General features: G+C 66.4%; 10 protein-coding genes. 7 read left to right on the top strand and 3 right to left on the bottom strand.

What is annotated here, in order from left to right; translation table 11 throughout:
* Positions 1 to 133 precede the first annotated feature (133 nt).
* Positions 134 to 3,025: an insulinase family protein gene (locus tag ASR47_RS11545; protein WP_065307922.1), complete on the top strand. Its 2,892-nt coding sequence runs from the start codon at positions 134 to 136 to the stop codon at positions 3,023 to 3,025.
* A 259-nt stretch (positions 3,026 to 3,284) separates the two neighbouring features.
* Here the strand turns inward: ASR47_RS11545 and ASR47_RS11540 are convergent, their stop codons facing one another.
* Positions 3,285 to 4,187, bottom strand: coding sequence for a LysR substrate-binding domain-containing protein (locus tag ASR47_RS11540; RefSeq protein WP_065307921.1), 903 nt, complete (start codon positions 4,185 to 4,187; stop codon positions 3,285 to 3,287).
* A 100-nt stretch (positions 4,188 to 4,287) separates the two neighbouring features.
* On the opposite strand from ASR47_RS11540, the gene ASR47_RS11535 reads away from it, so the two are divergent.
* Entirely contained in the window at positions 4,288 to 5,550 is a 1,263-nt protein-coding gene (locus ASR47_RS11535; RefSeq protein ID WP_065307920.1) for an MFS transporter, read from the top strand.
* On the opposite strand, the gene ASR47_RS11530 is transcribed toward ASR47_RS11535, so the two are convergent.
* Positions 5,547 to 6,215, bottom strand: coding sequence for a helix-turn-helix transcriptional regulator (locus tag ASR47_RS11530; protein ID WP_065307919.1), 669 nt, complete (start codon positions 6,213 to 6,215; stop codon positions 5,547 to 5,549). The genes ASR47_RS11535 and ASR47_RS11530 overlap by 4 nt on opposite strands.
* 111 nt (positions 6,216 to 6,326) lie before the next feature.
* On the opposite strand from ASR47_RS11530, the gene ASR47_RS11525 reads away from it, so the two are divergent.
* The 5 genes from ASR47_RS11525 to ASR47_RS11505 are packed head-to-tail and all read left to right on the top strand — an operon-like array spanning position 6,327 to position 13,007.
* Positions 6,327 to 6,809 carry a DUF2165 family protein gene (locus ASR47_RS11525; RefSeq protein ID WP_065307918.1) on the top strand — a complete coding sequence of 161 codons (483 nt, stop codon included), beginning with the start codon at positions 6,327 to 6,329 and terminating at the stop codon, positions 6,807 to 6,809.
* A gap of 30 nt (positions 6,810 to 6,839) precedes the next feature.
* Positions 6,840 to 7,925 (top strand): efflux RND transporter periplasmic adaptor subunit, encoded by a 1,086-nt coding sequence (locus ASR47_RS11520; protein WP_065307917.1) that lies wholly within the window; start codon positions 6,840 to 6,842, stop codon positions 7,923 to 7,925.
* Positions 7,922 to 11,017 (top strand): MexW/MexI family multidrug efflux RND transporter permease subunit, encoded by a 3,096-nt coding sequence (locus ASR47_RS11515; RefSeq protein WP_065307916.1) that lies wholly within the window; start codon positions 7,922 to 7,924, stop codon positions 11,015 to 11,017. The genes ASR47_RS11520 and ASR47_RS11515 overlap by 4 nt, the downstream gene beginning before the upstream one ends.
* Positions 11,014 to 12,414 carry an efflux transporter outer membrane subunit gene (locus ASR47_RS11510; RefSeq protein ID WP_065307915.1) on the top strand — a complete coding sequence of 467 codons (1,401 nt, stop codon included), beginning with the start codon at positions 11,014 to 11,016 and terminating at the stop codon, positions 12,412 to 12,414. Before ASR47_RS11515 ends, ASR47_RS11510 begins: the two co-directional genes overlap by 4 nt.
* A gap of 17 nt (positions 12,415 to 12,431) precedes the next feature.
* Complete coding sequence (locus tag ASR47_RS11505; protein WP_065307914.1) at positions 12,432 to 13,007, top strand: DUF1349 domain-containing protein; 576 nt, start codon at positions 12,432 to 12,434, stop codon at positions 13,005 to 13,007.
* Between the two features lie 9 nt (positions 13,008 to 13,016).
* On the opposite strand, the gene ASR47_RS11500 is transcribed toward ASR47_RS11505, so the two are convergent.
* Positions 13,017 to 14,039 carry a threonine ammonia-lyase gene (locus ASR47_RS11500; protein ID WP_065307913.1) on the bottom strand — a complete coding sequence of 341 codons (1,023 nt, stop codon included), beginning with the start codon at positions 14,037 to 14,039 and terminating at the stop codon, positions 13,017 to 13,019.
* Positions 14,040 to 14,097: the final 58 nt, after the last annotated feature.

The following is a 14,097-nucleotide window of genomic DNA, read 5'->3' as shown; positions in this document are numbered from 1 at the left end:
CTAGTACAATAGGAATAAACCTAAAAAGCATCCTTACACCGGCGGCCAGCCCTGGCTTTTCGCCGTGTTGCCCCAAGATACGATGCAAGCCCCGAGTCAGTCCCAGTCACCTACAGCAGAGATCCCATACCGCATGAGCACATTTGAAAAAGTCAGCAGCAACTTCATTCCAGTCTTGCAGGCAACCATCGAGCAATACGTCGAGCCCGCATCGGGCATGCGCCATATCCATATGCATACCGAGCAGGCTGAAATGGTGTTCCTGGTGGCTTTTCCCACCGTGCCTGAAGTGAGCGACGGCCGCGCGCATATCTTGGAACACCTGGCCCTGTGCGGCTCGGCCCGCTACCCGGTGCGCGACCCCTTCTTCTCGATGCTGCGCCGCTCGACGGCCACCTTCATGAATGCGATGACCTACCCGGACCGCACCGTGTATCCGTTCGCCAGCACCGACCGCAAGGATTTCTTCAATCTGCTGGACGTCTATCTGGACGCGGCGTTCTTCCCGAATCTCGACTACCTGAACTTCCGCCAGGAAGGCTGGCGCCATGCCTTCGAAGGCGACAAGCTGGTGTATCAGGGCATCGTCTTCAATGAAATGAAGGGCGCCTTCAACAGCCCCATGCGTGCGCTCGACAGCGGCATCGCCAGTACCTTGCTCAAGGGCACCACGTACGAAGTCGAATCGGGCGGCGATCCGCTCGATATCCCGGAGCTGACGCATGAGATGCTGAAACAATTCCACGCCAGCCACTACCATCCTTCGCAAGCCGTGATCATGACCTCAGGCAATATCGAAGCGTCGGCCGTGCAACAGCAAGTCGCCGAGCGCGTGCTGTCGAAACTGAGCGGTTTTTCACCGCGCCGCCTGCCGCAACTGGCCCCCGCCTGGACCGCGCCACAGGAAAATATCGTGAAAATTCCGTCGCAGGAAGCGCGCGACGATGAATTCGGCCTGCAATTCGCATGGCTGCTGGGCGAATCGTCCGATCCGCTGGCGTTCTATCACGCCCACCTGCTGTCGGCCGGCTTGCTCGGTGAATCGTCGGCGCCGGTGATGCGCGCGATGGAATCGGCCGGTTACGGCCGCCCGTCGGACATGAACGGCCGCGACGCCGGCACGCGCCAGATGGTGTTCCATATCGGCATGGAAGGCCTGACGGAAGAGCAGATCGCCGATGCGCACACCCGCATCTGGGCCGCGCTGGAAGAAACGGCCGAAGAGGGCATTCCGGCCGCCGTGCTGCATGCGGCCCTGCGCGATATCAAATACGGCCAGCGCGAAATCAGCAGCGGCCGCATGCCTTACGGCCTCGGCCGCTTGCTGCACGCGCTGCCACTGGCCATGTATGACGGCGATGTGATGGATGCCTTCGACAATGCGGCCATCCTGGAAACGCTGGAACAGCAGATAGCCGATCCGGAGTTTTTCAAGCAGTTGGTGCGCGACCTGATCGCCAATCCGACCCGTTTGACCACCCGCGTGGTGCCCGACGCCGCTTTCTTCACGGAACGCGCCGCGCAGGAAGACGCCAAACTGGCAGCCTTGCAGGCCAGCTTGAGCGACGAGCAGCGCGCGCACATTGTTGCCGAGTCCGCCGCGCTCGACGCGCACCAGCAATTGCCGTCGAACTCGGAAGTGCTGCCGCGCATCCGCCCGGGCGACGTCAGCGCCCATCCGCGCCCGGCGCTGGCCATACCCGACGCCGTCAATGGCGCGGTGGCGTTTTCGATCGCCTCGAACGGCATCAGCTACGCCAACGTGCTGTACGACGTGTCGCACCTGCCCGAAGCATCGTGGCCGTGGCTGCGCCTGTACACCGACCTGGCGCCCGAACTCGGTGTCGGCGAGATGTCGTTCGACGACGCCAGCGCCTGGCGCCAGAGCATGGTGCCGTCGTTCCATATCGGCCTGGAAGCGATTCCCCGCCCGCAACAGACGATGCGCGTGGAACTGTCGTTCTCGGCCAGCGGCCTGCGCGAAGAACACGAGGCGATCGCCGCCGTGCTGTCGGCCTGGATCGCCAAGCCGCGCTTCGATGAAGAAGAGCGCCTGGCCTTCCTGATCGAAAGCCTGGTGCAGGACAAATTGAGTAGCCTGGCCGAGTCCGGCAGCCGCTACGCCATGCTGGCCTCGACCGCGCCGCTGTCGCCGACGCGCCGCTTCGACGACATCATCGGCGGCCCGGCCGCGCTGCCGTTCTACCGTCGCCTGCAGCAGCTGAGCAAGACCTCGGAAGGCCTGCAGGAAATCGCGCGCGAGCTCGATGCCCTGCACGCCCACATCATCGCCCAGCCGCCGACCGTGCTGTGCGCGGGCCTGGACCAGGACGGCGTGATCCTGGCCGGCCTGCTGGACCTGCCCAAGGTCGACACGGCCGCCGCCAGGGAAGAAGTGGTGGAAGAGGGCGCCGTGAACGCCCCGCCGGTGGTGCCGATGCCGCTGGCCAATACGGCGCTGCATGCGACCAGCCAGATCAACCATTGCTTCGTCTCCTGGACCGTGCCCGGCGTGCATAGCCCGGATGCGGCGGCCCTGGCCGTGGCGGCCGAGCTGATGACCAATCAGGTGCTGCATACGGCGCTGCGCGAAAAAGGCGGCGCCTATGGCGGCAGCGCCAGCTATGCGGCCGGCGCCGGCACGTTTACATTGAGTTCCTACCGCGATCCGCGCCTGGCCGGCACCTACGCCGACTTCGACCTGACATTGACGCAGATCCTCGACGGCGCGTTCTCGCAGGAACAAGTGGAAGAGGCCATCATCTGCGTGATCAAGGGCCTGGACAAGCCGCACTCGCCGTATGCCGAAGCGCTGACGGCCTGGAACATGCAGCAGCGCGGCACCACCGAAGCGGTGCGCCAGCAGTTCCGCACGGGCGTCTTGACCTGCACGCTGGAGCAGATCAAGGCCGTCACCCGTACCTGGCTGAAGGACGGCCAGCCTAGCCGCGCCGCGTTTGCGGGCAATACGACGCAAGACCTGGCGGGGCTGGAAGTGGTGGATTTGCTGGCGCTGGCCAGCTAAGCCAACCATGTTGCCGGATTACGCGTGGCCTGCGGCCTCGCGAATCCGACCTACCAGTCGACATCACCACTGCAAACTGTGGCCGTACATGAAGCCGAAATCGATCGGCTACTTGTAGAGGCTGCCGCCGGCCGCCACGGCGTTGGCCACTGGTCGACTTCCGCCCGGCTTTCCGCCGATAAACACAGCAGCACTTGCCTGCGCCCGGGTTGAAAAGGATTTTACACAGCAGCCTTAAGGCGCGGCGCATGCGCGGCGATCAATCGTCCTGCACGCCCTGCAAGGTCTCGGCCAGCAAGACGGCCAGCCGCTCGACGGGCGGCCTGGGCGTGTGTGCGGCGCGCAGCAGTTCCAGCGACAGCGACGGCAGCGCGGGCAGGCCGGCCGCCACCGCATCGAGCGCGCAGACCGAAGCTGGCAGGCCGTAGCTGGTGCGCACCGTCACGCCCAGGCCTGCGGCGGCCGCCGCCCACAGGCCGGCCAGGCTGGGGCTGGTAAATGCGATGCGCCAGGCGATGCCGGCGCGGTCGAGGGCATCGGTGGCGCAGCGCTGGAACAGACAAGGCCGGTCGAACGCGATCAGCGGCAGCGGCTCGCCCGACTGCGGCCGCCAGGGCAGGGTGGGCGAGGCGATCCAGCGCATCTCGGGCGTGGCGATCAGGGTGCGGCGCTGGGCCGGCCAGGCCGTCATGTCCTGCAAGGCATGGCAGCCCCACAGCAAGGCCAGGTCGAGCTGGTCCAGCTCCAGGCGTTCCAGCAGATCCGTATTGCGCGCCACGTGCGCTTCGATGCGCACCTTGGGGTGGGCGCGCGCAAAACGCCCCAGCACGGCCGGCAGCAGCGCTTCGCCAAAATCTTCCTGTAAACCCAGCCGTACCCAGCCTTCCAGTTCCACCCCGCGCAGGGCGACGGCGGCCTCGTCGTTCAGTTCGACCATGCGGCGCGCATAGGCCAGCAGCACGTCGCCGGCGTCGGTCAGCGCCAGTCCCCGGCCCGCCTTGCGAAACAGTGGCATGCCGGCCTGCTCTTCGAGTTTTTTCAGCTGCGCGCTGACGGCCGAGGTGGAACGGCCTACCTTGTCGGCCGCACGGGCAAAGCTGCCCAGCTCGATGCCGGCCACATAGCTGCGCAAAAAAGCGATATCGAAATTGAGTACGTTCATGACCATCCGGTTTTATCGAACGATCAGATAAAAATTATCTGATATTCAGAATCATCGTACTGCGCAACACTGTAGCGGTCAATCACAGCCTGATTCCATCATGAACGCTACCTGCCCTGCCATCACGCCTTCCGTCCCAACCTTCAATGCCGCCCACCGCTGGAAAGTGCTCGGTGTCGGCGTGGCCGCCAACGCCAGTTTTTCCGCCTGCGCCAACGGCATGCCGACCACCGCCATCTGGCTGCGCAGCGGCTATCACCTGAGCAATACCGAACTGGGGGTGGCGCTGGGCGCCATGGGCCTGGGCGTGGCTTTGTCGGAACTGCCGTGGGGCATGGCCACCGACCGCTGGGGCGACCGGCCCGTGCTGCTGACCGGCCTGCTCGGCACCCTGCTGGCCTTGTTGACCCTGATGCTGTGGATCACGCCGCAGGGAGCGGCCGTGCCGTCGCTGTTTGCGCTGTCGGCCGGCCTGGCCCTGGTCGGCGTGCTGGGCGGCAGCGTCAACGGCGCCAGCGGCCGCGCCGTCATGCGCTGGTTCGGCGCCGGCGAACGCGGTTTTGCCATGAGCATCCGCCAGACGGCCGTGCCGCTGGGCGGCGGCCTGGGCGCGCTGCTGCTGCCGACCCTGGCCGCCCGGTATGGCTTTGTGCCCGTCTTCGGTGTGCTGGGCCTTTTCTGCGCCGTGACGGCGCTGTTGACCTGGCGCTGGATGCACGAGCCGGCTTTCACGCCCGAGGCCGCCAGAGGCCCGCAAAACGCGTCCAGGGGCGTACCTGAGGGCAAGGCAGCATCGCCGGTGTCACCGTTATACAACCGCCAGGTGTGGCGCATGGTGGCCGGCATCGGCATCTTGTGCGTGCCGCAGTTTGCGATCCTGAGCTATGCCACCGTGTTCCTTCACGACCATGGCCACCTGGGCCTGGCGCAGATCACCTCCGTGATGGTGATGCTGCAGCTGGGCGCGATGGTGATGCGCATCTGGAGCGGGCGCCATACCGACCGTCACGCGAATCGCCCGGCCTACCTGCGCGGCTCGGTGCTGGTGGCGCTGGCCTCGTTTCTGCTGCTCGCTGGCGTGGCCGCGCTGGCGGCGCCGGGCTGGCTGCTGATGGCGGCCGTGATCCTGGCCGGCATCTGCGTATCGGCCTGGCATGGCGTGGCCTATACGGAACTGGCGACCCTGGCGGGCGCCGCCAGCGCCGGCACGGCGCTGGGCATGGCCAATACGGCCGTCTATCTGGGGCTGTTCGCCACGCCGGTCGCGCTGCCGCATTTGCTGGCGGCCAGCAGCTGGGGCCTGGTGTGGCTGGCGGCGGCTCTGGTGGCGCTGCTCGCCTGGCCGCTGTTTCCGCGCGCTTAAGCGGTCAATTTGATGCGGTACACGCAGCGCATCGCATTGGCCAGCACGTGCTGCTCGCGCACCACGCTGGCGATGGGGCCCACCACTTCCTGGAACAGCTGCAGCTCGGAGCGGCAAAAACCCTGGCAGGTGCGCGCCGCGGCGCAGATCGGGCAATGGTCCTCGATCAGCAGCCAGTCCTCGCCGTCCGCCTCCACCCGCGCCATATAGCCTTCTTCATCGCGGATCGCCGCCAGCTGCGCCAGCCGCGTGGGCAGGTCGGGCGCCGAGCACGCCAGCGCATAGGCGCTGCGGCTTTCCTCTTCGCGCTGCGTGATCAGCTGGTTCAAGCCTTCCTCGCCAAACAGCTGGCGCACCGAGCCGATCAGCTTGATCGTCAGCTGCGCATGCGTGTCGGGAAAGCGCGCGTGGCCCGCTTCCGTCAGCACCCAGTTCTGGCGTGGCCGCCCGGCGCCGCTTTGCGCCTCCATCCGGCCTTCGATCAGGCCCGCCGTCACCAGCTTTTGCACCTGCTGGCGCGCCGCCTCGCCTGTCATGGCCAGGGTCTTGGCCAGCGACGCCGTCGACACGGGCCCCTTGGTCTTGATGAAATACAGGATGCGCTCCGTCGTCTGCGGAGCCGCAGCGCTGTCGCCATTATCCAAACGTTTACTTGTGTAATTCATTTTGCTCCACTATGATGGGGCGAGTTAACCAACCAATTGCTTGCATAATAGGCTGATAGCACTGTGCTGTCGAGTGTCCCATGCCGGCAAGCTTCTTTGACGGGAACGACCATGCCGCGACACGATACCATTTTGCTGTTTCAAGCTGTGCTCGCTTCAGGCCTGGCTTGCTGGCTCAGCATTGCCGCCATCAACAATCTGCACGCCTTTCACGGTTCCGTCTGGGCCATCGGCAACACCATGCGCATGGACCCGCTGCGCATGGACCCGACCATGCAAACCCCGCTGCTGCGCCGCGCGCTGGCGTCATTGACCGTGCATCGCCTGGCGCTGCTGGTGGTGCTGGCGCTGCAGCTGGCTGCGGCGATGGCCGCCTGGAGCGGTGTCGCACTGTTCTTCCACGATGGCCTGGCGGCGGCGCTGCCCTGGCTCAATCTCGCCTTGTGCGCGATGGCGGCTTTCCTGCTGCTGATGCACCTGGGCGGCCTGTGGTTCGGCTACTGGATCGCCCAGGAAAGCCTGCAGACCACGCATTTGGTGCTGCTGCTGTTCACGCTGTCCCTGTTCTTCCTGTTTAACGCGCGCTGGCTGTAAGCGGCTGCGTCTCTATCGAAAGACCTCATCATGACAATCCGACTTGCCGGCGCTGGCGCGCTGGCCATCACGCTCGCGGTGGCGGGCATCCTCACGTACCCACGCCTCGACTCCCACGCCGCCGTCGCGGCGCCGTCGCCGGCCACCAAGGTGGCGCTGGCGCCCGTATTGGCCGGCACGCAAGCACGTTATTTCACCGGTGTCGGCGAACTGGAAGCGGCGCGCCAGGTGCAGCTGGCGGCCGAAACCGGCGGGCGCGTTACCGCCATCCGCTTTGCTTCTGGCCAGCAGGTCAACGCCGGAGAGGTGCTGGTGCAGCTCAATGACGCGCCCGAGCAGGCGTCGTTGCTGCGCCTGCGCGCCCAGCTGAACAACGCCGAGACCAGCTACCGGCGCACGGTGCAACTTGTACCAGGCAAGGCGGCCACGCAGGAGCAGCTCGACAGCGCGCTGGCGATCCGCGACGCGGCCCTGGGCGAAGTGCGCCAGACCGAGGCGCTGATCGCGCAAAAGACCATCCGCGCCCCGTTTGCCGGCCAGATGGGCATCCGCCGCGTGCATGCCGGCCAGTACCTGAACCCGGCCGACACGGTCGCCAGCCTGGTCGACACCAGATCCTTGCTGGTGAATTTTTCTCTCGATGAACAGGGCAGCGGCAAGCTCGCACCCGGGCAGGCGGTGCGGGTGACGGTCGACGCTTGTCCCGATCAGGTCTTTGCGGCGAAGATCAGCGCCATCGATCCCTTGATTTCACGCGCGCGCATGGTGCAGGTGCAGGCGGCGCTGAGCGAGGCAAGCGGTGCGCTGAAGGCCGGCATGTACGCCAATGTGAAGGTGGCGCGCGATGGCAAAGAGCGGCAACTGACGGTGCCGGAAACGGCCGTCACCTACAGCGCCTATGGCGACACGGTGTTTGTGGCGCAGCAGGCCGGCAAGCAGGCGCTGACCGTGAAACGGGTGGCGGTCACCCTGGGAGAGCGCGCCGACGGCAGGGTGGAAATCGTCAAGGGTCTGTCTGCCGGCCAGCAGGTGGTCGCCTCGGGCCAGTTGAAGCTCGCTGACGGCATGGCCGTGCAGGCGGTGGCCAATACCCTGGAACAGGACGCCGCGCGATGAACTTTACCGACCTGTTCGTGCGCCGCCCCGTGCTGGCGCTGGTGATCAGCAGCCTGATCGTGATGCTGGGCGTGCTCGCCATCAAGCAGCTGCCGGTGCGCCAGTACCCGATGCTGGAAACATCGACCATCACCATCGCCACCCGCTATCCGGGCGCCTCGGCCGACCTGATGCAGGGTTTTGTCACGCAGCCGATCGCGCAAGCCGTGTCGTCGGTGGAAGGCATCGATTACCTCACCTCCTCGTCGGTGCAGGGCGCCAGCCTGGTGACCGTGCGCATGGAGCTCAACGGCGATTCGACGCAGGCGCTGACAGAGGTGATGGCCAAGGTCAACCAGGTGCGCTACAAGCTGCCCGAAGGCGCGTTCGACCCCGTGATCGAACGCTCGGCGGGCGACGCCACGGCCGTGGCCTATGTCGGCTTTGCCAGCAAGACCGTCTCGGCGGCGCAGCTGACCGACTACCTGGCGCGCGTGGTGCAGCCGATGTTTGCCACCATCGAAGGCGTGGCGAAAGTCGACACCTTCGGCGGCCAGCAGCTGGCGATGCGCCTGTGGATCGATCCCGCCAAACTGGCGGCGCGCGGACTGACGGCGTCGGACGTGGCGACCGCCGTGCGGCGCAATAACTACCAGGCCGCGCCGGGCAAAATAAAGGGGCAATTTGTCGTCTCGAATATCAGCGTGAACACGGATTTGACCAGCGTGGCGCAGTTTCGCGAGATGGTGATTGCCAATGGCAAGGACGAGGGCGGCGCGCTGATACGGTTGAAGGATATCGGCACGGTGGAACTGGGCGCGGCCGCCAGTGAAACCAGCGCCAGCATGGACGGCGTGCCGGCCGTGCATCTGGGCCTGTTTCCCACGCCGGGCGGCAATCCCCTGGTGATCGTCGACGGCATCAGGAAGCTGCTGCCCGAGATCCAGAAAACCCTGCCGCCGGGCGTGAAGGTGGAACTGGCGTTCGAGACGGCGCGTTTTATCGAGGCCTCGATCGAGGAAGTGGCGCACACCCTGCTCGAAGCCCTGGCGATCGTGGTGCTGGTGATCTGGCTGTGCATGGGCTCGCTGCGCTCGGTGCTGATCCCCGTCGTCACCATTCCGCTGTCGATGCTGGGCGCGGCCGCCTTGATGCTGGCCTTCGGCTTCAGCATCAATTTGCTGACGCTGTTGGCGATGGTGCTGGCGGTGGGCCTGGTGGTCGACGACGCCATCGTGGTGGTGGAAAACGTGCACCGCCATATCGAGGAAGGCAAGACGCCGGTGGTGGCGGCCCTGGCCGGCGCGCGCGAAGTGGCCGGCCCGGTGGTGGCCATGACGATCACGCTGGCGGCGGTATATGCGCCGATCGGCATGATGGGTGGCTTGACGGGCGCGCTGTTCAAGGAGTTCGCGCTGACCCTGGCCGGCGCGGTGGTGGTGTCGGGCGTGGTGGCATTGACCCTGTCGCCGGTGATGAGCTCCTTCCTGCTGCAGCCAAAAACATCGGAAGGGCGCATGGCGCGCGCCGCCGAACACTTTTTTGGCGGCTTGACGGGCCGCTATGCACGGCTGCTGGCCTGGTCGCTGGGGCGCCGCTGGCTCAGTGGCGGCTTTGCCTTGCTGGTGATGGCCAGCCTGCCGTTGCTGTACCTGCTGCCGCAGCGCGAACTGGCGCCGTCGGAAGACCAGGCCAGCGTGCTCACAGCCATCAAGGCGCCGCAGCATGCCAGCCTCGAATACGTCGAGCGCTTCTCCCATCAACTTGAAGAGGTCTACCGGCGCACGCCGGAGACGGCTTCGACCTGGATCATCAACGGCAGCGACGGGCCGGCGTCGAGCATCGGCGGCATCAACCTGACCCCCTGGGGCGAGCGCGCGCGCAATGCGGCCGTGATCCAGGCCGAACTGCAACAGGCGGTGGGCGACATCGAAGGCACCAGCATTTTTGCGTTTCAGATGGCGCCCTTGCCCGGATCGAGCGGCGGCCTGCCGGTGCAACTGGTACTGCGCAGCGCCCAGGATTACGCCACCCTGTACCGCACCATGGAAGAGATCAAGCAGCGCGCCCGCGCCAGCGGCCTGTTCGCCGTCATCGACAGCGACCTCGATTACAACAACCCGGTAGTGAAGGTGCGCATCGACCGTTCCAAGGCGAACAGCCTGGGCGTGCGGATGCAGGATATCGGCGAGTCGCTGGCGGTGCTGGTGGGCGAAAACTACCTGAACCGCTTCGCCATGCAAGGGCGCGCCTACGACGTGATCGCGCAAAGCCCGCGCGCCCAGCGCTTGACGGCGCAGGCGCTGACGCAGCAATACGTGCGCGCCGACGATGGCGGCCTGGTGCCCTTGTCCGGCCTGGTAACGTTAACGCAGGAGGTCGAGCCGAACAGGCTGACCCAGTTCAACCAGCAAAACGCCGCCACCTTCCAGGGCGTGCCGGCGCCCGGCGTAACGCTCGGCGACGCGGTGGCCTTCCTCGACGGCGTGGCCAGCACGCTGCCGCCCGGCTTCAGCTACGACTGGCAGTCCGACGCGCGCCAGTTCGCCACCGAAGGCAATGCGCTGCTGATGGCGTTTCTCGCCGCCGTGGTCGTGATCTACCTGGTGCTGGCGGCCCAGTATGAAAGCCTGATGGATCCGTTGATCATCCTGATCACGGTGCCGCTGTCGATTTGCGGCGCCTTGATTCCGCTGGCGCTGGGCTGGGCCACCATCAATATCTACACGCAGATCGGCCTGGTGACCCTGATCGGCCTGATCAGCAAGCACGGCATCCTGATGGTGGAGTTTGCCAACGAATTGCAGGCGCACCAGCGGCTAGACCGCGCCACTGCGATTGCGCGCGCGGCGCAGATCCGCCTGCGCCCCATCCTGATGACGACGGCCGCCATGGTGGTCGGCCTGGTGCCGCTGCTGTTCGCTTCCGGCGCGGGCGCCAACAGCCGCTTTGGCTTGGGTGTGGTGATCGTCTCGGGCATGCTGGTCGGCACCCTGTTTACCCTGTTGGTGCTGCCGACCATGTACACCTTTTTGGCCCGCAATCACGCCGCCGGCCATGCCAGTGCGCGCGCCCAGGCGCTGGCGCAGGCCAGCGCAACACAAGGATCATGATGAACCAGAAAACCCTCGCCCTTACGTTCGCGTCACTGCTGCTGGCCGGCTGCGCCGTCAGCCCCGCCTACGTCACGCCGGACACGCCGGCCATCACCTTGGCCAGCGCGCAGCAGGCGCAATTCAAGGACGCCGGCAGCACCATCAGCGAGACGCCATGGTGGACCTTTTTTGACGATGCGCTTCTCACGCAACTGATCACCGCGGCGCTCGCGCACAACCGCGATATCGCCCAGGCGCAAGCGAATTTGCTGGCGGCGCGCGCCGTGTTCGACCAGCGCGAAACTGACCGCCTGCCCATCGTCACCGGCCAGGCCGGCTGGCAGCGCCAGGTGGAACAAACCGCGCCCGGGTCGCGCGCTGCGACGGCCGGCACGCGCATCGGTCTCGATGCGCAGTGGGAGCTGGACCTGTTCGGCCGCCTGGGCCATCTCAGCCGTTCGGCGCAGGCCCGCGCGGATGCTGCGCAAGCCGATCTGCGCCAGGCGCAGCTGGTGATCGCGGCCGAGGTGGCGCGCAATTACTACCAGGCGCTGGGCGACGGGCAAGGCCTGGCGCTGGCGCAAGCGCAGGTGGACAGCTGGCGCGAAACGGTGGCGCTGATCGAGGCGCGCCTGGCGGCCGGCGTCGGCTTGCCGGAAGAGCGGCAAAACGCGCTGGCCAACCTGGCGCGCAGCGAGGCGGCGCTGCCGCCCTTGCAGGCAAGCTTGCGCCAGGCCCAGTACCGGCTCGATGTGTTGCGCGGCCAGCCGCCGGGCGCCAGCGCGCTGGTATTGACCGCACCGGCTGCGGCGCCGCTGGCCAGCCAGCTGCCGCTCGGCGACGTGAACCAGATGATCAGGCAGCGGCCAGACGTGGTGCGCGCCGAACGCCTGCTGGCCGCCTCCAGCGAAGACGTGGGCGCGGCCACGGCCGAGCTGTATCCAAGGCTCAGCCTGGGTGGCTTTATCGGCTTTTTTGCGCTGCGCGGCGGCAGCGTGTTCGACGGCGGCGCGCGCGCCTTCGCGATCGCGCCCGGTATCAGCCACCCGGCATTTCATCTGGGCAGCGCCAGGGCGCGCGTGCGCGGCACGCAGGCGCTGGCGCAAGGCGCGCTGGCCGGCTATCAACAGGCCATGCTGCTGGCGCAGGAGGACGTGGAAAACGCCGTCACGCAACTGGCGGAAAATCAGACGCGGCTGGCGTCCTTGCTACAATCGGCACGCCACGGCGGCGCCGCGTTGCACATCGCCGGCACACGGTATCAAGCCGGCGCCGGCAGCTACCAGGCGGTGCTGGAAAACCAGCGCGCCCTGTACGACACAAGACGCGAGGCGCTGCAGTCGGAAACCGCGTCCTACACCAGTGCGATCGCGCTGTACCAGGCGCTGGGATGGGGACTATCCAATCAGTTATAAGCAAGCGAGGAGACACGATGTTTGAACAGGCGAGCTGGCTGAACCAGCCAACAGAATGGACGCTCGACGACGGCACCCTGCGCGTCACCAGCGACGACAAGACCGACTTCTGGCGCAAGACCAGCTACGGTTTCATCCGCGACAGCGGCCACTTTTTTGGCGTGGCCACCGACGGCGATTTCACGGCCCAGATGCATGTGGCCGGGCACTACGCCACCTTGTACGACCAGGCCGGGCTGATGGTGCGCATCGATGAGGAACACTGGATCAAATGCGGCGTCGAGTTTTCCGACGGCCAGCTGTGGCTGAGCACGGTGCTGACGGCAGGTCAATCCGACTGGGCCGTCAGCGCGGCGCCGGCCATGCCGAACGGCTTCTGGCTGCGCGTGACCGTCAGCGAGGGCGTGATCCGGGTGCAGTATTCGGTCGATGGCAAGCTGTGGCCGCTGCTGCGCCTGGCGCCGTTTCCTGCCAGCGCACGCTACCTGGTCGGGCCGATGTGCTGCACCCCGGAGCGCGGCGGGCTGGAAGTGGCGTTTTCACAGTTTTCGGCAGGTCCGGCGCAGCGCAAGGACCTGCATGATCTGACCTAAGCTGGCCTGTCAGCGGATTTGCTCGGGCGTGCGCAGGCGATCCCGGCGCGCGCCCCGGCACAGCAGTTCGGCAAAGCGCTCGGCATCGATATTCGAGCCGCACACCAGCAAGGCCACGCGCTTGCCCGCCAGCCGCTCGCGCAGCGGCCCGAACAGCGCTGCCGCCGCCACCGCCGCCGCCGGTTCGGCCACCAGCTTGGCATCGCGGAACAAGTACAGCATGGCCTCGCAGATCTGCTCGTCGTCGACCCGCACCACTTCGTCGACAAAGCGGCGGCACACATTAAAACTGTATTCCATCGCATACGGCGCACAAAGGCTGTCGGCAACGGTATCGACCCGCTCCAGCACCTGCGGCGTGCCCGAGGCGAAGCTGCGGTACAGCGCGTCGGCGCCGAAGGGCTCGACGCCGTACACGGCGCAGTGCGGATTGAGCTGTTTGACGGCGGCGGCGATGCCGGCGCACAGGCCGCCGCCGCCGACCGGCACCACCACCGCATCGAGACCGGGCACTTGCGCCATCAGCTCCAGTCCGACCGTGGCCGTGCCCTGCGCGGTCAGCGGGCCGTCGTAGGGATGCAGCATGGTGCGGCCCTCGTCGCGTGCAATCTCGCGGCCACGCGCAAACGCCTGGTGTATATCGGGCATCAGCAGCACGTCGGCGCCGAAGTTGCGGCAGGCGGCGATGCGTGCAGGGCTGGCGTGCGCCGGCATGACGACCCTGGCGCTGCATCCGGCCAGCCTTGCCGTGTAGGCCACGGCAATCGCATGGTTGCCGGCGCTGACGGCGACCACGCCGCGCTGGCGCGCCGGCGCATCGAGCGCCTCGATGCAGTTGAGTGCGCCACGCAATTTGAAGGTGCCGGTTTTTTGAAACAGCTCCAGCTTGAGCCAGACTTCGGTGGCAGGAAACTGTTCGTCGATGACGCCGGTTTGCCAGCGCCATACGGGCGTGTGCAGGATCTTGCCTTGCAGGCGTGCGGCGGTGTCGCGGATCTGGGCCAGCGAGGGATACGGATGGACGGCTGTCATGGGTGCTCCATGGTGACTATTCGGGGGAACGCGGGCAGTGACCGCGCGCGATGATGCG

The sequence above is a fragment of the Janthinobacterium psychrotolerans genome, assembly GCF_001677885.1.
Classification (GTDB): domain Bacteria; phylum Pseudomonadota; class Gammaproteobacteria; order Burkholderiales; family Burkholderiaceae_D; genus Janthinobacterium; species Janthinobacterium psychrotolerans.
This window is presented reverse-complemented; position numbering and strand designations above follow the sequence as displayed.